Source organism: Salinirubellus salinus (assembly GCF_025231485.1).
Taxonomy (GTDB): domain Archaea; phylum Halobacteriota; class Halobacteria; order Halobacteriales; family Haloarculaceae; genus Salinirubellus; species Salinirubellus salinus.
In genome coordinates this window covers 2,797,859-2,818,324 of the sequence record NZ_CP104003.1, presented here as the reverse complement: position 1 = coordinate 2,818,324, position 20,466 = coordinate 2,797,859, and the positions used below count along the sequence as shown (strand labels likewise).

Annotated in this window: 16 protein-coding genes; 7 read left to right on the top strand and 9 right to left on the bottom strand. The window is 67.6% G+C overall.

All coding sequences use genetic code 11. The features are described from left to right. Positions 1-26: 26 nt before the first annotated feature. On the bottom strand, positions 27-263 hold the full coding sequence (locus N0B31_RS14855; protein WP_260592409.1) for a hypothetical protein: 237 nt from the start codon (positions 261-263) through the stop codon (positions 27-29). Positions 264-541: 278 nt separating this feature from the next. On the opposite strand from N0B31_RS14855, the gene N0B31_RS14850 reads away from it, so the two are divergent. Then, positions 542-964 carry an HIT family protein gene (locus N0B31_RS14850; RefSeq protein ID WP_260592408.1) on the top strand — a complete coding sequence of 141 codons (423 nt, stop codon included), beginning with the start codon at positions 542-544 and terminating at the stop codon, positions 962-964. A gap of 109 nt (positions 965-1,073) precedes the next feature. On the opposite strand, the gene N0B31_RS14845 is transcribed toward N0B31_RS14850, so the two are convergent. Continuing rightward, complete coding sequence (locus tag N0B31_RS14845) at positions 1,074-5,063, bottom strand: type IV secretory system conjugative DNA transfer family protein (protein ID WP_260592407.1); 3,990 nt, start codon at positions 5,061-5,063, stop codon at positions 1,074-1,076. Positions 5,064-5,877: 814 nt separating this feature from the next. On the opposite strand from N0B31_RS14845, the gene N0B31_RS14840 reads away from it, so the two are divergent. Then, positions 5,878-6,798, top strand: a complete 921-nt coding sequence (locus N0B31_RS14840) for a transcription initiation factor IIB family protein (protein WP_260592406.1) — start codon at positions 5,878-5,880, stop codon at positions 6,796-6,798. 316 nt (positions 6,799-7,114) lie between these two features. Continuing rightward, positions 7,115-8,668, top strand: coding sequence for a GMC family oxidoreductase (locus N0B31_RS14835; RefSeq protein WP_260592405.1), 1,554 nt, complete (start codon positions 7,115-7,117; stop codon positions 8,666-8,668). A 411-nt stretch (positions 8,669-9,079) separates the two neighbouring features. Here N0B31_RS14835 and N0B31_RS14830 read toward each other — a convergent pair whose 3' ends face one another. Both N0B31_RS14830 and N0B31_RS14825 read right to left on the bottom strand, forming a co-directional pair. Continuing rightward, positions 9,080-9,694 carry a phosphoribosyltransferase gene (locus N0B31_RS14830; RefSeq protein WP_260592404.1) on the bottom strand — a complete coding sequence of 205 codons (615 nt, stop codon included), beginning with the start codon at positions 9,692-9,694 and terminating at the stop codon, positions 9,080-9,082. A 171-nt stretch (positions 9,695-9,865) separates the two neighbouring features. Continuing rightward, positions 9,866-10,591, bottom strand: coding sequence for an HNH endonuclease (locus tag N0B31_RS14825; RefSeq protein WP_260592403.1), 726 nt, complete (start codon positions 10,589-10,591; stop codon positions 9,866-9,868). Between the two features lie 82 nt (positions 10,592-10,673). Between N0B31_RS14825 and N0B31_RS14820 the strand changes: the two genes are divergently transcribed. The 4 genes from N0B31_RS14820 (at position 10,674) to rdfA (ending at position 15,986) form a co-directional block, all read left to right on the top strand. Beyond that, positions 10,674-13,964, top strand: coding sequence for a PD-(D/E)XK nuclease family protein (locus N0B31_RS14820; protein ID WP_260592402.1), 3,291 nt, complete (start codon positions 10,674-10,676; stop codon positions 13,962-13,964). A gap of 81 nt (positions 13,965-14,045) precedes the next feature. After that, positions 14,046-14,582 (top strand): helix-turn-helix domain-containing protein, encoded by a 537-nt coding sequence (locus tag N0B31_RS14815; RefSeq protein ID WP_260592401.1) that lies wholly within the window; start codon positions 14,046-14,048, stop codon positions 14,580-14,582. A 261-nt stretch (positions 14,583-14,843) separates the two neighbouring features. Continuing rightward, positions 14,844-15,296 (top strand): pyridoxamine 5'-phosphate oxidase family protein, encoded by a 453-nt coding sequence (locus N0B31_RS14810; protein ID WP_260592400.1) that lies wholly within the window; start codon positions 14,844-14,846, stop codon positions 15,294-15,296. Positions 15,297-15,344: 48 nt separating this feature from the next. Next, a complete protein-coding gene (gene rdfA, locus N0B31_RS14805; protein ID WP_260592399.1) occupies positions 15,345-15,986 on the top strand; it encodes a rod-determining factor RdfA in 642 nt (213 codons plus the stop codon). Positions 15,987-16,113: 127 nt separating this feature from the next. On the opposite strand, the gene N0B31_RS14800 is transcribed toward rdfA, so the two are convergent. From N0B31_RS14800 to N0B31_RS14780, 5 genes are all read right to left on the bottom strand, one after another. Further along, positions 16,114-17,049 (bottom strand): thiamine pyrophosphate-dependent enzyme, encoded by a 936-nt coding sequence (locus N0B31_RS14800; protein WP_260592398.1) that lies wholly within the window; start codon positions 17,047-17,049, stop codon positions 16,114-16,116. A gap of 2 nt (positions 17,050-17,051) precedes the next feature. Beyond that, the gene (locus tag N0B31_RS14795; protein WP_260592397.1) at positions 17,052-18,950 is read right to left on the bottom strand and encodes a 2-oxoacid:acceptor oxidoreductase subunit alpha; all 1,899 of its coding nucleotides are present in this window, start codon (positions 18,948-18,950) and stop codon (positions 17,052-17,054) included. Positions 18,951-19,095: 145 nt separating this feature from the next. Beyond that, positions 19,096-19,674, bottom strand: coding sequence for an adenylate kinase (locus N0B31_RS14790; RefSeq protein WP_260592396.1), 579 nt, complete (start codon positions 19,672-19,674; stop codon positions 19,096-19,098). After that, positions 19,674-19,958, bottom strand: a complete 285-nt coding sequence (locus N0B31_RS14785) for a DUF5789 family protein (RefSeq protein WP_260592395.1) — start codon at positions 19,956-19,958, stop codon at positions 19,674-19,676. Before N0B31_RS14785 ends, N0B31_RS14790 begins: the two co-directional genes overlap by 1 nt. 112 nt (positions 19,959-20,070) lie before the next feature. Further along, complete coding sequence (locus N0B31_RS14780) at positions 20,071-20,454, bottom strand: Zn-ribbon domain-containing OB-fold protein (RefSeq protein WP_260592394.1); 384 nt, start codon at positions 20,452-20,454, stop codon at positions 20,071-20,073. Positions 20,455-20,466: the final 12 nt, after the last annotated feature.

Here is a 20,466-nt window from a genome sequence, read left to right as displayed (position 1 = left end):
GCAGGGGGCATCCATCACGGAGTTCGTCAGGCGTCCCGGTCTGGGCTATCCTGGTGATGTTCCTCGATCTCGCGGACTCGTTCGTCGATCTTGGAGAGCTCCCGCAGGCGTTCACCGTCCGTTCCCCCGTGTCCGGCTCGTACAGACAGGTCGAGTGGCGACGGGACGAATCGTCTCTCATCGTCCTCTGGCGCAGCCTCGTCGTCCTCCGGTTCCCCCCGACTGAACAGGGAGACGAACAGCTCCCAGATACTGGGAGCCATACCCCAGACCACGGGTCTATGGCGAATAAAGATTCACCCCTCCGGTTACCACGCCAACGCCGGGCGCCCGATCTCTCGTATCTTTCGGATGACTCGAGCAGGCGCTCACGGCCCATCCGTCGTGTCCGACCCGCGCCTGCTATACAGCAGAGCCAGCGAGACCTACTCGGGGTCTGGCAGAACGTCGGTGAGTGATACAGAGGGTGGACGCTGTACGAACGAGATGCATTGTACTGCCAGCCGGTGGAATTATTCGTCGTGTGGTGAACTGACCGATCATGACCGATTGCGTGTTTTGCTCTATCGTCGCCGAGGATTCGCCTGCATATCGACTCTACGAGGACGAGCATACGCTCGCCTTCCTCGATATCGAACCGGCGACTCGGGGACATACGCTCGTTATTCCCAAGACCCACTACGAGACCACGACCGACATGCCGGAATCTCTGGCCGGGAGGGTATTCGAAACCGTTCACCACGTTGCAGCTGCGCTCGAAACGGCCTACGGACTCGACGGCTTCGCTCTCGTCCAAGAGAACGGCGTCACGGCGGAACAAGACGTACCCCATGCCCACGTTCACATCCTTCCTCGATACGGAGACGATGCGCTCGACCTAGGGTGGAATGGCGAGCGGGTCGACGAGACGACCCAACAGGAGGTTGCCGCCACGGTTCGAGATGAATTGATGTCGGGTGCGTGACCGCCTCGCGTCCTGTACAGCACAGCCCAAACTACCTATCATCAACTGAGGGTTTCAACAAAGCCTGCGAGTTACCATTTGAACCCTCAGCCTCCAGGCTGGGGAGCTATCATCCGTCTCGGTCGATTCGGTCGCGAATCCACGTCACCGGGTAGATAGCCGTGCACCCGGGGGTGTCGAGGTTGAATCGCTGGAGGGCCGTCGTCTCTGCGTACGTCTGAGTGACGCGTGGCTCGCCGTCTGCGGGGTCGTTGAGCGCACGCAACAGGCGGTGGCCGTCCGATTGGGTCATCGTTATCCAGATGGCTTCCTCGGGGTCGCAAGCGGCGATCTTGTCGAAGTCGGCGGGGGCAGCCTCGGCGAGGTCGTTGTTGATGCGTTCGACCTCGATGACGATGACGACCTCGCCCTCCCTATCGAGGCCGACGACGTCGAGGCGTTCAGCGTTTCCGGACGGGTTGATGGCATCGTGATTCGGCTCGAAGTAGGGGACGATCTCGATTACTGGTGAGTCGGGGTCGTCGAGATAGTTCGTCTCGAGGTATCGGCGGCCGGCTTCGACGCCGAGGGTGTGCTGGCTGGACTCGCCGAGGTCGCCCGTGGCGTGGCCGAAGGCGATGCCCTGCCGGTGGCCCTCGTTGAGGAGGTGTCGGCCTTCGGTTGCCACGGTGTAGAGGCGCTGTGGGTGGTCGCCGTCGTGGCGAAGTACGCCGGCGTCGAGCAGTTCGTCGACGGCCTCGGTGTCGATGCCGACGTACTCCTGGAGTCGGAGCATGGTGTCGAAGACGAGGTCGAACTCTGGCGCCCGGTAGCGCCCTTGCTGGGCGTTGTAGACGGCCTGGAGGAACATGAGCTGGGCGTCCGTGTAGCCGGTGTGGTGGCGCTCGGTCGGGCTGAGCTTGAGCGTCAGCTCGGTGATAGGGACGTCGTCGGGGTCCGTTCGCCCCCGCGGGTGACAGGCGAGCGCACGGCGCATCCCTTCGGCGTCGGGGTCGTAGGTCGACTCACAACGGGCACAGACGATGGCGTGGCGCTCGGCATCGTAGCGAAGCCCCCTCGGGAACCGTGTGGTGTAGGGCAGGGGCGTATCGACCCGCGGGCGGCGGGCGTCGTCGTCTTCGGGGCTGGGTTCTGCGGGCGTGCCGTCTGGTGTGTAGCGCTGTGTCGTGCTGAGTGGGAGGCCGGCCTCCTGAACGGTGCGGTGGAGGCATCGGGCAGCAGCAGCCTCGTACAGCACCTGCTCGGTTCGGTCGAGTGGCTCGTCGCTGGCGGGGTGGCCTCGTGGTGGGGCAGGCGAGGCGAGCAGACACGGCTGTGGTGGGCTGCTGCCGAACGGGGCCGGGAGGGTGGCGAGCCACTGGCCGGCGCGGAGCCTTCGGAGTCGGGCAGCCATCGCGGTTGCGTCGATCTCGTCGGTCGCGAGTCGCTCGGCGAGGCGTGGGTCGTACTGCACCGGCCCGGCGAGGATGGTGCCGACGTCGTTCAACACCTCGTCGTAGGCTCGCTGCGAGGCCGTCTGCAGCTGGCGAGGGAACTGCATCGCGAGCGTGATTCCGAGGCCGAAACTTCGTGACTGCGAGAGAAGCTCACCAAGGAGCCCCGTATCCGCGACCGTCGCGGCCTCTTCGATGTAGCAGTTGACGAACGGGCGGTCGTCGTCACCATCGCTGGCGGCCCGTCGGCGGAGGGCGGCCCACAACTGCGAGAGGACGACCAGCGTGATGGCGCGGCGGGCGTCGCCACGGAGGCTGCCCGTGTCGATGATGATGGTCGCGCGCTCGTTCAACAGCGCGTCGAGGTCGAAACGCGGCTCCGTGCTGTCGGGTTCCGGCTCGTCGACGGTGACGTGTCTCGGAGAGGCGTCCTCGGAGTCGGTCGTGGCGACGTAGCCGAACAGGCGGGCGAGTCGGCGGTCGGCCGGCACCTTCTCGATACGGGTCGAGACACCCTGCATGATGGCATCGAACGAATCACCGCGGTTGGCGACGACACCCTCGAGGAGGGCGGCGAGGTCGTCGTCGATGACCGGCGGCGGGGCTTGTCGGGCCGTCATTCGCGCCACCGCGTCCACGAGTTCGGCGTGTGAGAACGCGTCCGACCCGTTCACGGGGTCGAACAGGGCGCGCAACAGGTACGTGAGGACGTCTGTACTCCGTTTCGCGCTTCCGTAGGCGTCGGCGCCCATCAGCCCCTTGACGATCTCCACGTAGTGGGTGATGCGGTCGTCGACCGCCGTCTCACGGGAGATACCCACCTCCAGGTCGGCCCGGATGTCGAAAAAGCCCATCGCAGGGAGCACGTCAGCGCAGTCGAAGTAGTAGACATCGTCGAGAGTTCCGTAGCGAGCGAAGTGTGCCTTGAGGAGTTCGTCGGCCATCCCGTCGCCCTTCGGGAGGATCGCGATATCGGCGCCATCGGTGGCGGCGCGGTTGTCGACGATGGCTCGCTCGAATAAGGTCGATTTGCCGGCACCGGTCGGCGCGAAGAGAGCCGTGTGACGCGACTGGAGCGCTGGTGGCAGCGCGAGCAGGTCGCCCGGTTCGTCGTTGTGATCCAAGAGGCGGCCGAGCGTGAAGCCCGTGGTCCGGTAGCGCTTGACCTGCTCGGCCGAGAGCGGCTCGAGCGCCCGTTGCTCGGCGGGCGTGGGCGCGAGTGCCCGACGAGCGGGCTCGGGGAGCGTCGCGCCGCTACAGAGCGTGAACAGCCCGAGCGTGCTCGGGTCGGTGACGATACAGGCCGAGCGGTTCTGCGTCCACGGGAACCAGGTGGTGAAGCGGTCGTGGTCCGGGGCTGCGTGGTCTCGACCGAGGAGCGCAGCCCACGTCTTCTCGGGGCTGGTCTCGCGCCCTTCGAGGTGGTAGTGCTCGCCGCCGGCGTGCTCGAGCACGTCGCACAGCGCGGCCATGAGCCCGTCGAGCGACCGGGTGTCGGTGACCGTCTCGGTCGAGCCGCTCTCAGACGCCGCAGTCTCCGCCGTGCGGGCGTTCTCTGCTGGGTGAGTTGGCGGTCGCGTCACGTCCTCGGCGAGCGTCGGGCCGCCGTCCGTGGCCTGTGTGGGTGGCTCCGGTGCTGTGTGGTGGTCCGTGGAGTCGATTGGTGGTTCGCAGACGACCGCTCTGGCCGTGACGGCGAACGCGTGGGTCGCGTCCTTCGTCTCGAGGTCGGCCAGCCGCGACTCGGTGAACCGTGAGTAGTTGCGCTCGGACGCCGAGTCGCTCGACGTCGTCGAGCCCGTGTCGTAGTCCCCCCAGTACGAACTCGGCTCGTACTCGCTGTGTCTTCGGTGGCGCTGCTCGACTCTGCGCTTGGCCTCACGATTCGCCTTGCGCTCAGAGGGCGTCCCCCAGATGAGGGCGGCGAGCTTTCCACCCCAGGTCTCGACGCCCTCTTTCAGGTCGTCCTCTCGGAGCTCGACCGCCCACGTGTAGTCTTCGAATGGCTCGGCAAGCGCCTGATACACCGCCGGGTAGGGTGCGTTGGCCAGCAGAGACGCGACCTCTGCCAGTGGTGGCGCCGTCGAGCGCCCCTCCTCGGCGTCCTCGAACGCGGCGTAAGGCGTGAGCCGTGTCTGCCAGTCCTGGCGACGCTCGCCGCGACCCGTCCACTGGATTGCTCGAACCGGCGTCGGGGCGTCGGCTTCCGTGTCCTCGACCGTGGCCGTGTCGGCCCCCTCGCTTCGGGTGGAACGCGATGACAGTCGATCCGTGAGTGAGAGTTCACGTCGCGTGAGTTCGTATCCGCCGGGAAACAACAGCTCGTAGCTCCGCTCGATCCGCTCGAGTTGACTCACCGGCTCGCACCCGAGGTAGTACTCGAGCGCTGGCTCGGGGCCACCAGGTGCGACGAGGAGGACTTCGAGGCGGACCGGAGTTTCCTCGTCCAGCGCCAGCGCGCCACGGAGCGTGGTCGTCTCGAACAGTGCGTCTCTGATACCCGAGGCACCCGAGTTCGTCACCTCGACGAGGCCGTGCAGGCGCTCGAACTGCGCGGCGATCGTCTGCGGGTCGAGTGGTGTCCCGGTCGGCCGGACGTGAATGTATGGCCTGGTGTCGCCTGGGGTGGCGTCGCTGTCGCTCGCTGCTTCCGTCTCGCGATTCATGACCGCCTCCCGGCGATTGGGAGAGAGGCGTGTCGTTGTCGGGGGTAGCGCTCGGTGAAGCAGGTGTGGGGTCCGTACATCGACCATTCCTTCGGCTACTCCAGCGTGTATGCATCGGCCGTATCAGTGTGACGAATGGTGGAATACAGCGGGCGTCGAACCGAGTCACGACTGCCTCGAAAGCCCCCGGACGCTCGCGGGCTGCGACCCACGCTGCGCGCCTCGCAAGCTCGGTGCTTACGGGGTCTCGCTCCACGACCGCCCGGCCCCTTTCAGTCCCCCCCGGTTGCCCGTGTCGTGAAGCGTCGTCTTCCGGTTGTCTGGTGCGTGTTCAACGTGCGCCCTGCTCGCCAGCCCGGGCGCCCGCTCTGCGTTCGTGCCTCCCCGGCACGCCAGCATTATGCGCGCTTTCGGTCGGCTCGCCAACCGCCGCTCGCCGACGCGAGAACCGGCATAAAGCTGGCCACTCTTCGCGGGCTGGGCTGACGCGCACGGCTGTTTGCGGCGGCGACTCGTAACGCGCCACTTCGCGCCCAGGGGCGCTCAGTGAAGGCGCGAAGCGGCGCGCAGGCTGGTCGATTCGGTGTCGATGAAACCCCGTTGTGGCGGGGTTGGTCGGCGTCGCGAGGACGCCTTCGGTCTGGTAAGACCAATGAGTAGTAGCAACACGATCGGTAAAGAGGGTATCGGCGAATGGACGGCGAACACGGAACGGCCCCCTGTTTCGGGTCGAGACGGTAACGGCGAGGGACGGGTCGACGAGCGTAGTGAGGGGCAGTCGCGGTGCCCCGAGTGCGAAGGTCGGGTGCGGTCGATGGCCGTGGAGTGGGTGTGTGAGCGGTGTGGACTGGTGGTCAGGGTGGAGGACGTGGACCTGAAGCCAACGTTGCAGGCACACGCGCCCACGACATCCGGACGAATCGGTGAGTGGGCGGTCGAGCCGGTCGACCACCTCCGGGTGGACAAGGGCCTGGTGACGACGTTCTTCCTCGGGTCAGATGGGAAGGGCAACTCACTTTCACCGACCCAGCGGAGTCGGATGGGGCGGCTGAAGGCGAGACACAAGCGCTTCACGATGGCTGATAAGCGTGACCAGCGGCTGAACGAGGGGTTCCACGACATCCGACTCCTCGGCGCGAATCTGGGCCTGCCGGACCATGTGCTGGGCGATGCAGCACGATATCTGAAGGCAGCGAGCGATGCGTGGCTGCCGGGCGGGCGGATGGCGTGGGAGTCGCTGGCGGGCGGAGCGGTGCTGCTGGCCTGCCGAGAGACGAGCTTCGAGCGGACGCCCGCCGAAGTGGCCGAGTACACGAAGACGGACGAAGAGCGGGTGTGCGCGGCAGCCCGGAAGATTCGATCAGAGGCGGGCTTGGAAGCCCCGGTGGTCAGAGAGCGGGCGGTCGACCTGGTCGTCGAGGGGCTGGAGCAGGTGGGCGTCGAGTTGACCCTTAGGCAGGCGCTCGAACTGGTCCGGGTGGCGGACGGGCTGTTGGACGTGGCCGATGCGGTCCCAGTTGGGCCGGGGACGTCGCGAATGACGGTCGCCGGGGCGGCTGTCTACGCGGCTGACCGGTTGACTGAGGGGAAGTGGCTCATCCAGGACGAGGTGGTCGCGGCGGTCGAGGTGACGCTGCCGACCTCGAAGGGACGCATCGCAACGTACGCTCGGGAGCTGGTGGCCATCGCCGAGCGAGAGCGACCGACGGCGGCCCAGATGGTGCAGGCCGACTAGGGCCGACGGCCCTCTTTTGGTGGGTCCCGAACCCGCCCCGCCTCCCCACCCACCGCTCCGTGCTCGCTCCGCTCCGCGCGCAGCCACAACCTCGAGACGGGCGGTCGGGTCCTTCGTGGCCGGTCTTCTGGGATGTGATACGGCGTGTCGAGATGTACCCCCGTGTGGGGGATGGCGCTGCCCGCCGCCCCCGCCACCCCGGGCCGGACCAAGGTGAACGCTCCCCGAGACGGCCCCACGGATTTGGTTTGTGTATACGACTGGAACCGTCATTTCGTGGTACATCTATAAGTCACGGCAGTCCTGAGCGCTCGGTATGAGTGAGCACACCTCATACGACTACGTGGTCGTGGGCGCCGGCTCGGCGGGTTGCGCAATGGCACACCGACTCTCGGAGGACGGAGAGAGAGAGGTCCTGCTACTGGAGGCGGGGAAACCGGACGAGAAGGAGGAGATACACGTCCCGGCCCTGTTCCCGCACCTGTTCAAGAGCGAGGTGGACTGGGACTACTCGACCGAGCCCCAGACCGAACTGCACGACCGCGAACTCTACTGGCCCCGCGGGAAGACCCTCGGCGGGTCGAGTTCGATCAATGCGATGATCTACATCCGGGGGCACCCCTACGACTACGATACGTGGGCGGAGTTGGGCAACGAAGGCTGGGGGTACGACGAGATGCTGTCGTACTTCAAGCGGGCGGAGCACTTCGAGCCCGGCGCCGACGAGTTCCACGGCGAGGGCGGCCCGCTGAACGTGGCCGAGGCCGCCGACCCCCACCCGACGTCCGGGGCGCTGGTGGATGCGGCCGCCGAGACTGGTATCGAGCGCAACGACGACTTCAACGGCGCCCAGCAGGCCGGGACGGGCCACTACCACGTCACGCAGAAGGACGGCCAGCGGTTCTCGACCGCCGCCGCCTACATCAAGCCCGCGCTGGACCGCGAGAACCTCTCCGTCGAGACGGGCGCGCAGGTGACCGAGATACGGGTCGAGGGCGACCGGGCGGTCGGCGTCGAGTTCGAACAGGACGGCGAGCGCCACACCGCCGATGCAGACGGCGAGGTCGTCGTCTGTGGCGGCGCGGTGAACTCTCCACAACTGCTCATGCTCTCGGGTATCGGGCCGGCCGACCACCTCGCCGACCACGGTATCGACCCGGTGGTCGACCTGCCCGGCGTCGGGCGCAACCTGCAGGACCACCTGTTCGCGTTCGCGGTCTACGATCGGACCGCCGGGCCGGAGGACCCCGCCCCCTCGACGAACATCGGCGAGAGTGGAGCGTTCACCCGCACGAGCGAGGACGAACCGGCGCCCGACCTCCAGTACCACTTCGCGCCCGTCTACTTCATGGAACACGGGTTCGCCAACCCCGAGGAGGGGATGGGCTTCTCCATCGGGGCCACGCAACTCCGCCCGGAGAGCCGCGGACGTATCACGCTCGCCTCCGACGACCCGTTCGACGACCCGGTCATCGACCCGCGCTATCTCACCGACGAGCGTGACATGGAGGTGCTCCTCGCGGGGCTGAAAGAGGCCCGAGAGATTGCCAACGCAAGCGCGCTCGACGAGTACCGCGGCGAGGAGATCTGGCCGGGCGAGGACGTTCAGACCGACGCGGAGCTGCGCGAGCACATCCGTGAAACCTGCCACACGGTGTATCACCCGGTCGGAACGTGCAAGATGGGCGACGACGACATGGCCGTCGTCGACGACGAACTCCGGGTTCACGGCGTGGAGGGCCTGCGTGTCGTCGACGCGAGCGTGATGCCCACCCTCGTCGGCGGGAACACGAACGCCCCGACCATCGCCATCGCGGAGAAGGCCGCCGACCTCGTCACGGCCGAGGACCCGGTCCCGGCGGACGACTGAGTCGCAGTCGGGCTGTGTCGGCTCTCTCGATCAACTACTCCCTCCCATATCTAGCTCGACGACGAGGAGACGCCAGTCGATCGGCACGGAGTGACGCTCCTCGATTCACACCCACTTGCCGTGCTCGATGCGCGCCGTCGGCAACTGTCCAGTGCGGTGGCAGCACTCCGGTGGGAAGACGGACAGCCGTCGCTGCCAGCATGCCCACGCTAGACCACGATGTCGGCGAGTGCGTCTCGGCGTGTTCGGGTCGCACCAACCAGACGTTCACCGTATTCGGTCCGACCAGCAGTGATCGCTCGACATCCGCCTGGAGACGGAGGTCTGCGCTACCGACCGTCGTCGTCCTCGTTTCGTACGAACGCATCGAGGTAGCTCCAGCCAGAGCAAGACGATGCGCTGGTCCGGCGTTCAGCCGTCGACGACGGCCGGGTCGAGAACCGCGAGATGCGGGAGATCGCGGTACCGCTCCTCGTAGTCGAGGCCGTAGCCGACGAAGAACCCGTCGGGGAGGACGAACCCGTCGAACGTGGGGTCAACGTCCACCTGCCGGTTCGACGCGACGTCGAACAGCGTCGCGATCTCGACTGACGCCGGGTCGAACGCCTCGATACGCTCCCGGAGCGCCGACAGGGTGTACCCCTCGTCGAGGACGTCCTCGACGAGGAGGACGTCCTTTCCGGATAGGTGCTCTTCCTGAAAGAACTCCATCGCCGGCGTCTGTGTGGTCGGACCGGACTGATATCGCGAGGAGTAGACCATCCCCTCGCTGTACGGCACCCCCAGGTCGATTTCACGCAGCAGGTCCACGAAGAACCGCATCGCTCCCTTGAGCACACAGACCGGGTAGAAGTCGGGGTTCCCCCGGTACTCGTCCGTGACCGCCGCCGCGAGCCGGGACACGCCGTCTTCGAGCTCGGCCCGCGAGAGCAGGATCCCTTCGAGGTCCGCCCGGTACTCCGCCCCGATGTCGAATCGTTCGGGGGCACGGAGCTCCCGGTCCCGGACGTCGATCGGTAGTGGCATCTCGTGCCCCGGAATCCGTGCCCCGGACGTAAATACGGTGAGGGGAGCGGCCGTCCCGGACGTTACCCGGGACAGCTCACGGTTCAGAGTGGCTCTCAGTACGTTCTCAGGACGGAAATTGACTTGCGGACGGGGCGACAGCGCTCTTCGACTCCGCTCGTCGTCGGTAGATCACCCGAACTGCTCGCACGCGATTGTGTCGTTGTGGTACGTCAGGAACCGTTCGCCCACCTCGTGTCGCGTCTCCAGCTCGGCGTGGACGCTCGAATCGTAGGCGTGGTCGACCGCGAGCGACCGTGGGTCGACCCGGACCATCCCGTAGTCGAAGTCGACGTGGTGGTCCGGACAGAGGACGAGCAGGTTGGGTCTCGTGTCGGGACCGCGGTGCGGGTCGCCGAGTGGCTTGACGTGGTGACACTCGGCGTAACGCGTATCCGGTCCCTGTTTTCGCCGAGCACCACAGAGCTGGCAGGTGCAGTCGTAGAGCGCCTTGAGGTCGGCGACGAGCGACGGGTCTCGGACGAGCTCGTCGACGATGCGCTGTGTCCTCGCGGGTTCGCTCGAAGCACCTCCCCCCGACTGCTGGCGCACTCGATCGGCTGTCTCGCTCCGCTGGCTCGCTTCCTCGACGGCCGCCTTCGATTCCCCGCTCAACTTCGCCTCGTCCAGTCCATCCAGCGTGTATTTGCCGTCGTCGAGGAAGTCCACCTCGCCGCGGTCCCGGAGTTGCTGGAGTATCTGCCGGATCTTCGCCCGCTGGTTGTGGTTGTCCGGGAACGCCTCTCGGCTAGCCGGGAGGACCGCGTCGTACACCTCCGAGAGCCGAATCACGTCTCGCCCGGTCCGTGCCCGATACGCCGCGAGCCCCTGGCGGACCACGCCTCGCCACTCGCTCATACCAGCGTGTTGGTACGGGATATCAAAACGTTCCCCCTCGGACGAACGTTGATGATCCCTGCCTCTCAGCTACGTGTATCCGATGACACGCCGCACGCTCGCCGGCCCGAGTCACGCGCTCCTCGAACGGGCGGCGTTCGACACCCTCTCCTCGACGGTCGGCGACACGCCCAGTAGCCTCCTCTATCTCGCCCGCTCGGCCCACGCCGAGCGCCGGACTCGCGACCGCTGGCGAGCGTACGGCCCGTCTGCCGCACTCAGCGTCGAGAGCTTCGACTCCGTCGTCGGCGACTGCCACGAACGCGAGCGCTACGTCGGCCGGGCCACGCACGTCGACCAGCCGCTCCGGGACCGACTCGTCGAACTCGCCGTCGAGGAACTCGACGACCCCTCCAACCCCCTCCACTCCGCCGATCTCGCCGCCAGTGGGCTCTGCGCACAGGTCGAGGACCTCCTCTCGCTGTTCGAGTTCGCCGACCTGCTCTCGCCCGAGGCGGTCCGCGCTCGACTGGAAGCCGAGGGGCTCGACCTGCAGGCCGAGACGGCCACGGCCGTCGCCGAGACGTTCGCCGACGCCCGCGAGACGGTACTCGCCGACCACGCGGCCGAGACGTTTCGCGCCGAGCGCTACCACCGGGTCGTCGAGACCGACACCCCACTCGACTCACTCCTCCCCAGCGTCGACGCGGTCGTCCTCGGTGGCTTCTCGCTGTTCTCGCCGCTCGAAAAGCGACTGGTCGAGCGCCTCGCGGACACGTGGCCGACCGTGGCGCTCGTCCCGCAGATGACACCCGACGAGGACGCAGTCGGTATCGACCGTGGTGCCGAACGCGCGCTCTCGGCGTACCGCGAGATGGGCTTCGAGTACGAGTCCGTCGACACCGAGCCCTCCGGCCGACTCGCCGCGGCCCGCTCGCTCTACCGGCCGACAGGCGTCGCCGAGACGGACGGCCCGGTCGACGGCATCGACCTCGTTCGACCGGAAACGGTCCCGGGTGAACTCCGCCACGTCGCTCGTGATCTGCGCGAGCGTATCGCCGACGGCACCCCACCGGAACGGCTGGGTGTCGTCCTCACCGCCCCGGGTGCGTACCGCGAGCGCCTCGTGGAGACGCTCGAACAGTACGACGTTCCAGCCACGCTCGCGGTGGAGCGGTCGTTCGGCGAGACGGCACTCGGCGAGGTGCTGGCGTCGCTCTCGTCGCTCTCCCGCGAGGACCCGACGCTGGAGACGGTGACGGCGCTCTACTCGAACCCGCTCGTCGACCCGGACCTCCCGGAGGGTGCCGTCGCGGAACTGGGCCGCGTCGGCGCTCGGCTCCGCTCGCCCAGACTCACGACCGCCCACCACCACCTCGACGGGCCGCTCGCGGCGGCTGTTCGCTCGTTCGTCACCGACGCCCAGCGACTCCGCGAGACCTCACTAGCCGACCTCTCGGAGCGGATCGACGCACTGCTCGAACGGCTCGGCGTCCCCGACCGCATCGACGATCTCCCGCGAACTCCGCGAGCGAAGACCGAGCGCGACGCGAGGAAGCGGCTCGACCGAACCTTAGAGACGCTCGCGGCCACGGACGGCCACGCCGACCTCGACCGTGGCGACGCGGTCGACCGGCTGGACCGGGCGCTCGCCGGCCTCACGCTCGAAGCCGACGACACTCGCGAGGACCACGTCGTCGTCTGCGGGCTGGACGAGGCCGCAGCCCACGAGTTCGACCACACGTATCTGCTCGGGCTGACGGCCGGGCACTTCCCGAAGAACGCCGAGCGACTCGCGTTCACCCGCCCAATCAACGAGGCCCACCCGGACTTCGAGCAGGCCGACACGCAGCAGCGAGCGCGCTACCACGTCGGGCTCCTGCTGGCGAGTGACGCCTCACTCACGCTCTCGGTCCCCGAACGCGACCTCTCGGGCGACCCGTACGTTGAGGCCGACGTCGTCACCGAACTCCGGCGGGTGACCGACCTCGCGTTCGAGCCTGTCGACCACACCGACACCAGACCGGGCTCGCGCGAGGACGTCCAGCGCTCGCTCGCCCGCCGATTCGCCCACGAGACTGTCGAGGAGTACACACCGGACGTGGACCGTGCGGCCGAGATGGGTGCGTTCGACGAGCTACGACGGCGCCGCACCCAGCAGGGTGTCGCCTGTGCCGCGGCCCGAGCGAGCCCCGCCCTCACCGCGTACGACGGCCAGCTCTCGGCCGAGACGGTCGCCGCGCTCCACGGCACCGACGAGCGCGAGCCGTACAGCGCGAGCCGACTGGAGACGTACGCGACGTGCGGGTTCGAGTACTACGTCAGGCGCGTCCTCGGTATCGAGGACCCGGACGAGGTCGGCCTCGAACCCGACGCCCGCGCCAGAGGTGGGTTCGTCCACGACGTGCTCGAACGCTACTACGTCGGCCTGCAGGGCGTCCCCGGCGACCCGGTCGCGCTCGTCGGGGACCGGGCCCGCGAGGGACACCTGCTCGACGTGGCGCTCGAGACCCTCGACGAGCGGTTCGACGCCGACCCGACCGCGTTCCAGCGCGAGTGGCTCGTCGGCGTGTTCGCCGGGCTCGACGACCCCGCGGAGAACCCCTACCACGGCGAGGACGGCTTCGGGTCGCCCGAGCGTGGCCTCCTCGTCCGCTTCCTCGACCACGAGTTCGACGAGGTCTCGAAGGCGACCCCACGGCCCGCGTGGTTCGAGGCCCGCGTGGGCGACTCGCCCTACGACGACCGCGAGCCACTCCAGCGCGACCCCGTCCGGATCCAGACAGCCGTCGGCGAGGTCCCCATCCACGGGATGGTCGACCGCATCGACGCCGTTCCCGGGACCCAGCCCACCGAACTCGTCGTCCGGGACTACAAGACCGGTGGCACGCCCAGCGAGACCGACACGCTCGGCGGGACGGCGTTCCAGTTACCGCTCTACGCGCTGCTCGCCGAGGGCGTCCTCGACGACGTGGAGACGGTCGGTGGGGCCTACTACCAGGTGAAGCCGCCGACGGGCGTGAACCACCGGAAGGGGCTGGTCGGCTCGGACGAACTGACCGACTACGCCCGGACGAGCGACAGCGAGAAGCCACAGACCACGTGGCGCTACCCGCTGTTCCAGACGCACGAGGCGTTCCGCCGGTTCGTCGAGGAGGAGACCCCCCGACGCCTCGGTCGTCTCGCCGACGGTATCACGGAGGGTCGCTTCCAGCCCACGCTCGTCGACTCGGGGACCGCGGGCTGTCGGTACTGTGGCTACGCGGACGTCTGTGACGTGCGCCACCACCGGCGACGAGACGTGGTCGACTGGATCGACGACGCGGGCCACGGCGCGTACGTCCCGCTCGCGACGCGTGACGGCGACCTCGCGGAGACCTTAGAGGTCGAGTGACCGCCCCCGATTGCTGCCTCGGTCGAGGGCCCGACCGACGATAGCCGTCAGAACTAACTACTGGAATAACGGAGTAGAGGCATGGCCCGACTGGAGCACGTGACGGTCGAGCAGTTACACGATGCGCTCGACGTGGTCGACGGGAAGCGACCGGCCCAGCGGATTCTCGCCGCGATCGCCTACAAGGACGGCGTCACGCAAGCGACGCTCGCCGACCGACACGGGGTCTCCCAGAAGACCATCTACAGCTGGCTCCAGCGGTTCACGCCAGCGTCGCTCGACGGCACCACCGTCGCGCAGGCAGCGACCGACGCCGACCGTCCCGGCAGACCACGCCGTCTCGGCGAGGAAGAACGAGAGCGACTGGAGCGCCACCTCCACGACCCACCGACCGAGGTGGGTCTCGACGCGCCGGCGTGGACGCCGGCGCTCCTCCAGGCGTTCCTCCGAGACACCTTCGACGTGGCGTACTCCCGGCCGAGTTGTCGTCGCCTGTTGCGGGAAGCCGGTCTCACCTACTGTCCCCCACGAGACGCCAACAGCGGAGCTGAGCGTGGGGAAACCGAGACGAGCGACGACGAGGGAAGACAGCGCGTGGGGGGATGGACGCTCCCGTAGTTCGGACCGAACAGCTCTCTACTCCTCAGTGGTCGGCCCCCGTGTCGTGTGGGCTCCGGGGCCTCCGACCGACGACGCTCTCGACCGATTGCCGATTCAATCTTGACGTAACTACTTCTGATAGATAATGTCGCGAACCCGACGAGCGAGTGACCCCGTCCTGCCTGTCCTCGTGCCGTCGATCCGCAGCTCGTTCTCCTCGTCCGGAGACTCGTCATCGAGTGAGCGAATCTTTTACCCACGAAATTCACACTAGTTGGCATGTCACACGAATCGAGTGTGCTCCAGGGACACATGATGCCCGAGTCGGCGGTCGTCGACTTGCTGAAGAAACAGGGGGTCGGGACGCTCTCGATGGCGACCGAGGGGTCCTCGTACGGCATCCCAATCTCGTTCGGGTACGACGAGCGCGACACGCTGTACTTCCTCCTCGTCGGGCACTCGGAGGAGGGCAAGAAGGTGACGTACGCCGAGCGGACCGAGGAGGCGAGTTTCCTCGTCTACGACGTGGCGTCGGACACCGAGTGGCGCAGCGTCATCGCCACCGGGCCGCTCGACCGCATCACCCCGACCGACTGGGAGCGGGCCCGCACCGCGCTGGCCGACAACGCCTACCGGCCGGACCTGCTGACGGAGGTGGACGTCCACGAGGACCCGCGGGTCTGGAAACTCGACATCGAGACCAAGTCCGGCCGGGTCATGGACGGCGGCTGAGCGGCGCGCCGGGCGTTTATACCCACCGTGACCGTTTGGTCGGCAACGATGGAAGACGTCGACACCGACGCGGCGGCCCCGTGCGAGTGTAAACTCGGCCGAATCGCGGCCGCCTACGGGTTCCAGACCATCCACGACGACCTGCGACGGCGGTGGGAGGCCGGCGAGGTCAGCGTCCGTGACCTCGCGGGGGAGTTCAACCGCCGCGTGCTCCGGGCAGCCGTCGAGGACGCCGGCCGGACGTTCCTCGACGGGGAGGTCGCCAACCTCTACCGACTCCTCACGGCCGAGGACGTCGACGCCGGGAGTCGGACGCAGGCGCGTGAACGCCTCCGCCAGGCGGGCGTTCCGATCGACGAGGTCGAAGCTTCGTTCGTCTCTCACCAGACGGTGTACCGGCACCTGGTGGACTGTCTCGACGCGAGTCAGGAGGCGTCACACCCGGACGCGGACGCCCGGGTGGACGCCTGGCGGGACCGCCTCCAGTCGCTCCAGACACGGACCGCCCGGGTGACGGGGCGCGGTATCGACCAGCTCCGGAACGCCGGGGCACTCGACGTCGGCCCAGTCGACGTCTACGTCGAGGTGACCGTCACCTGCGAGTCGTGTGGCCGGTTCTACACACTCGACGAACTCCTCACGGAACGGGCCTGTGACTGCAAGTCCGACGGCGAGGGTGGCCTGTCCTGAGCGGCGCACCCAGTCTGTTACAGGTATATGCGTGTAACACGGCGCCCCGTCTGGTCACGCCGCCCCGGGAGGCCGCCGGGCCACGGCGGCCCGACCGACGCCGGGGCGGCACCGCACGTCGCGGCGCTCAGGTGTGGTTCTCCACCAGTTCGAGCGACCGCTCCCACTCGCGGTCCGGGTCGAAGTACTGCTCCGCGAGCGGTTGTTCGGGGAGTTCGCCGACCGACTGTTTCTCCTCGTGGTAGGACGGTCGCGTCTCGTCGTGGTAGAACCGCCCCGTCAGAACGGTCCCGTCGTAGAGTGCGCTCTCGGCCTCGTACATCGCTTCGCCCGCTTCACGCCGGTCGGTGATGTCGAACTCGTACTCCTCGTTCTTCTGGATGTCGACGTACGGGACGTACTGCTTGGCGTCCTTGTTCCACGTCGGACACTGGGTGAGGAAGTCGACGTGTGAGAACCCGTCGTGTTCGATGGCTTCGACCAGTATCTCCTGTGCCTGGTTCGGATTGACGGCCGCCGTGCGGGCGATGTACGAGGCGCCGCCCGTGAGCGACAGCGAGAGTGGCCGGATGGGGTCCTTCGCGCTCCCGTGGGGCTGGGTCTTGGACTTGTGGCCCTTGGGCGAGGTGGGCGAGGTCTGGCCCTTCGTCAGCCCGAAGATCTCGTTGTTGAACACGACGTAGGTCATGTCGTGGTTCTCCCGGGCGGTGTGGACGAAGTGGTTGCCACCGATGCCGTAGCCGTCGCCGTCGCCGCCGGCAGCGACGACCTCGAGACCGGGGTTCGCTAACTTCGCCGCCCGGGCGACCGGGAGTGAGCGGCCGTGGATGGAGTGAAAGCCGTAGCTCTCGAAGTACGACGAGAGCTTGCCCGAACAGCCGATGCCCGTCACCAGCAGCGTCTCGTCTGGGTCACGGCCGAGTTCGACCATGGCGCCTTTCAGCGCCTTCAGGACGCCGAAGTCGCCACAGCCCGGACACCACGTCGCCTGCGGTTCGATACCGGGGGTGAAGTCCTCCTCGTCTAGCTCTCTATCCTCGTCGATGGCGGTGAATACACTCATTGTCAGTCACTCGTTGCGGGGACGAAGGTGGTCGTCGAACTGTCGAACTCGTGGTCCTCGACGCTCGCCCGGAACGCCTCGGCTATCTCGCGGGGCTCGAAGGGGTCCCCGTTGTACTTCAGCAGGCTGTCCAGTCGGTCGCCGTAGGCACCCAGTTCCCGCTGGACGAGCCCACGGAACTGCGCGCTCTCGCTCATCTCGACGACGAGCGCACTCTCTACACTCTCGAGGAACTCGGTCATCTCCGTCACCGGGAAGGGCGCGAGGTCGCTGACGCCGACCCCGCGGACCGAGTGGCCCTCCTCGTTCAGCCGCGCGACGGCCTCCCGGACGGTGCCCTGCTGGCTCCCCCACGTCACGATACCGTACTCGGCCGTCTCCGGCCCGAAGTACGTCTGGTGGCTCGCCGGGCCGCCGTCCACGCGCTCGCGTATCGCGTCGAGCTTGGCCGCCCGGCGGTCCACCTGCGCGACCCGGTTCTCGGGGTCCTCGCTCAGGTGCCCCGTCGGGTGGTGTTCGTTCCCCGAGGCGAGGTAGTGGCCGCCGCGTTGGCCGGGGATGGACCGACGGCTCACGCCAGTCGATGCCTCCTCGTCCTCGTGCCGGTAACGATGGAACCGGCCGTCGGTCGGCTCCGCGTCGAGCGCGTCCTCGGTGAGCGTGTTCGGTAGGCCGGGCGACGGCTCCTGGTCGAAGAACGACACCGGGACGTTCCGGAGTTCCCCCGAGAGCTTCTGGTCGTAGATCACCAGCGCTGGAAGGTGGTACTCGTAGGCCAGTTCGAACGCGTCGCGGGTCTGCTCGTAGGCCTCCCGCGTGTTCGATGGTGCGAACACCACGCGGTTCGAGTCGCCCTGACTCGTGTAGAGGACGAGGTCGAGGTCGGACTGCTCGGGTTTGGTCGGCATGCCCGTCGACGGCCCCGCTCGCATCGACTCGACGAGTACCAGCGGCGTCTCCGTGATCTCGGCCAGCCCCAGCGCCTCGGACATCAGGGCGAATCCGCCGCCGGAGGAGCCGGACATCGCCTTCGCGCCGGCGTGGGAGGCGCCGATGGCGGCAGCCACGGCGGCGATCTCGTCCTCGACCTGCTCGGCGATTCCCCCTCGCTCGGGCAGGTGTTTCGACAGCAGGGTGAACACCTCCGTCCACGGGGTCATCGGGTAGCCGGAGATGAACCGACAGCCCTCGTCGAGTGCCCCGTAGGCGATGGCGTGGCTCCCGGACAGCAACGCCTGTTCCTCCTCGTGGTCCCCCGACGGGACCCGGAGGTCGTGTCCGAACTCGAACGCCTCGGCCTGTTCGTAGGCGTCCCGGAGCACCGCCCGGTTCGCCTCGAGGACGTCCCCGCTCATCCGCTCTTCCAGGAGTCGCTCGAAGTGGTCCAGGTCCTTCTCGATGAGGGCCGCCGTGACCCCCACGCCGGCGGTGTTGCGCATCACGTCCCGGCCGTGTTCGCGGGCGATCGCCTGGAGGTCGACCGGGTAGACGTGCCAGTCGTTCGCCTCGGCTCGTTCCTCGAGGTCGGTGGCCGCCACGAGCTCCTCGTCGAGCATCCCCGTGTCGTAGACGACGACGCCACCCTCTCGGAGTTCGTCCAGATTCTCGGTCAGGGGTTTGACCCGCTCGTCACCGTAGATGGTGCCCTCCCGTTTGTTGCGGGCGAACGAGTCGCCCAGCACGAGCAGGAAGTTGTAGCCGTCGCCCCGGGACCGGACTGGTTCGGGTCTGGCTCGCACCTCGACGTAGGTGTGACCACCGCGGATCCGCGACGGGTAGTGGCGGTGGGTGAACACGTCCAGCCCCGACCGTAACAGTGCCTTCGCGAAGTTCTGGCTGGTCGAGTCGATACCGTCGCCGGACCCGCCAGCGATACGCCATACGAGTTCCTGGGCTGTCATGGCTATCAGGTCCCCTGTGGGACTCGATACCGATGTGGGTAGAGTGCTACAAAAAGGTTTTATAACCGATATGATACTTCGAGAAAGCCGCGGTACGCCCCGGTCTGCAGGGCGATTCGGGCCATCAACCCGTCTGCGGTCTGGGTCAGCGCTCCGCCGTGGCTTCCTCGGCGATGGCGACGAGGTCGTCGACGGCCACCTCGAGGTCGTCGTCGTTGTCGACGTGCCGGATGGGGATGCCGTCGGTCGCCGAGTAGGTGAGCGCGGCCGCACTCTGGAGCTGCTGGTGGAACTCGACGACCGACCGGCCGTCGTTCGGGTAGGTCCGTTCGGTCCCCGCTCGGCGACGCAGTATCGTCTCCGGTTCGGCGTCGACGACGACGAGGACCGACGGGTCCATCTCCATCCGAACGTCCCCCGGCAGCCCCGGCAGGAACCCGGCGTCCGTGTGGACGACCAAGTGGGTGTTGACGATGAGCGGCCCCTCTGCCGACTTGCGGGCGACATGTTCGCCGGCCCGCCGCTGGAGCAACCGCTGGTCGCGCGGCGGCAGGTCCGCGAGGCCGTCACGCGTGTCCGCCAGGCCGTGTTCCAGCGCCGACTCCACCATCACGTCGCCGACGTTGACGAGGGTGTACTCGTCCCCGAGCCGTCTCCGGGTGCGTTCACAGACCCTGGAGGCCCCGACACCGGGGATGCCCGTGACGACGACGGTCCGGGCCATCAGAACGACACCTCCTCGCTGTCGATGCCGGTGTTGGCGCCGCGGTCGTCGTAGTACTTCCGCCCGACGTACTGCTCACCGAGGAACGAGACCAGCACGTCGAACAGTTCGTCGGGTGACCCGAACACGGTCGTCTCGGACCGGTCGAGCACCTCGCCGATGGTCTCTGGCTCCCCGCCCGGCGCGTCCAGCGCGACGTCGCCGAGTTGCTCTATCACTTCCGTCCGTCGCACCGGGAAACTGAACTCGCCGATGAATCTATCGCGGGTGTCTGAGAGTCGCATTGGTTCGCTGTGTGTCTGGGTGTTCGGTTCGCCGCGCGAGCCGCGCCGTTCGGCGGCGTCCACGGGTACTGTCCCTGTCATGAATATTAATACTGTTCCCTGTGGCGACCCCTCAGCGCGGCCGGAACACCACCATTCGCTCGCCGGACGTCACCGTCTCGCCGACGTCGGCGGTGACGCGCATCCCCACCTCGACGTCGTCGGGGTCGACCGAGTGGACCTGGCCGGTCAGCCGGACCGGCCCGAACTGTGCGACCGCCAGCACGTAGGGGGCGTCGTCGGCCAGCTGTGGCGTCGGCACCTCGACGCGCGTGTACGTGAGCACCTCGCCGGCGTCCGACAACGGCCGTTCCGCGAGTTCCTCCCCGGTCCGGGGGTGGACCTCCCGCGGCGGGAGGAACCCGTCACCGTCTGGCCCCTCGAGGTAGTAGGCCTCGCCCGCAGCCAGTGCGTCGAGGAAGTCGTCGTAGCCAGCGTCGCGGTACTCGCGGGTCATTCGACCACCTCC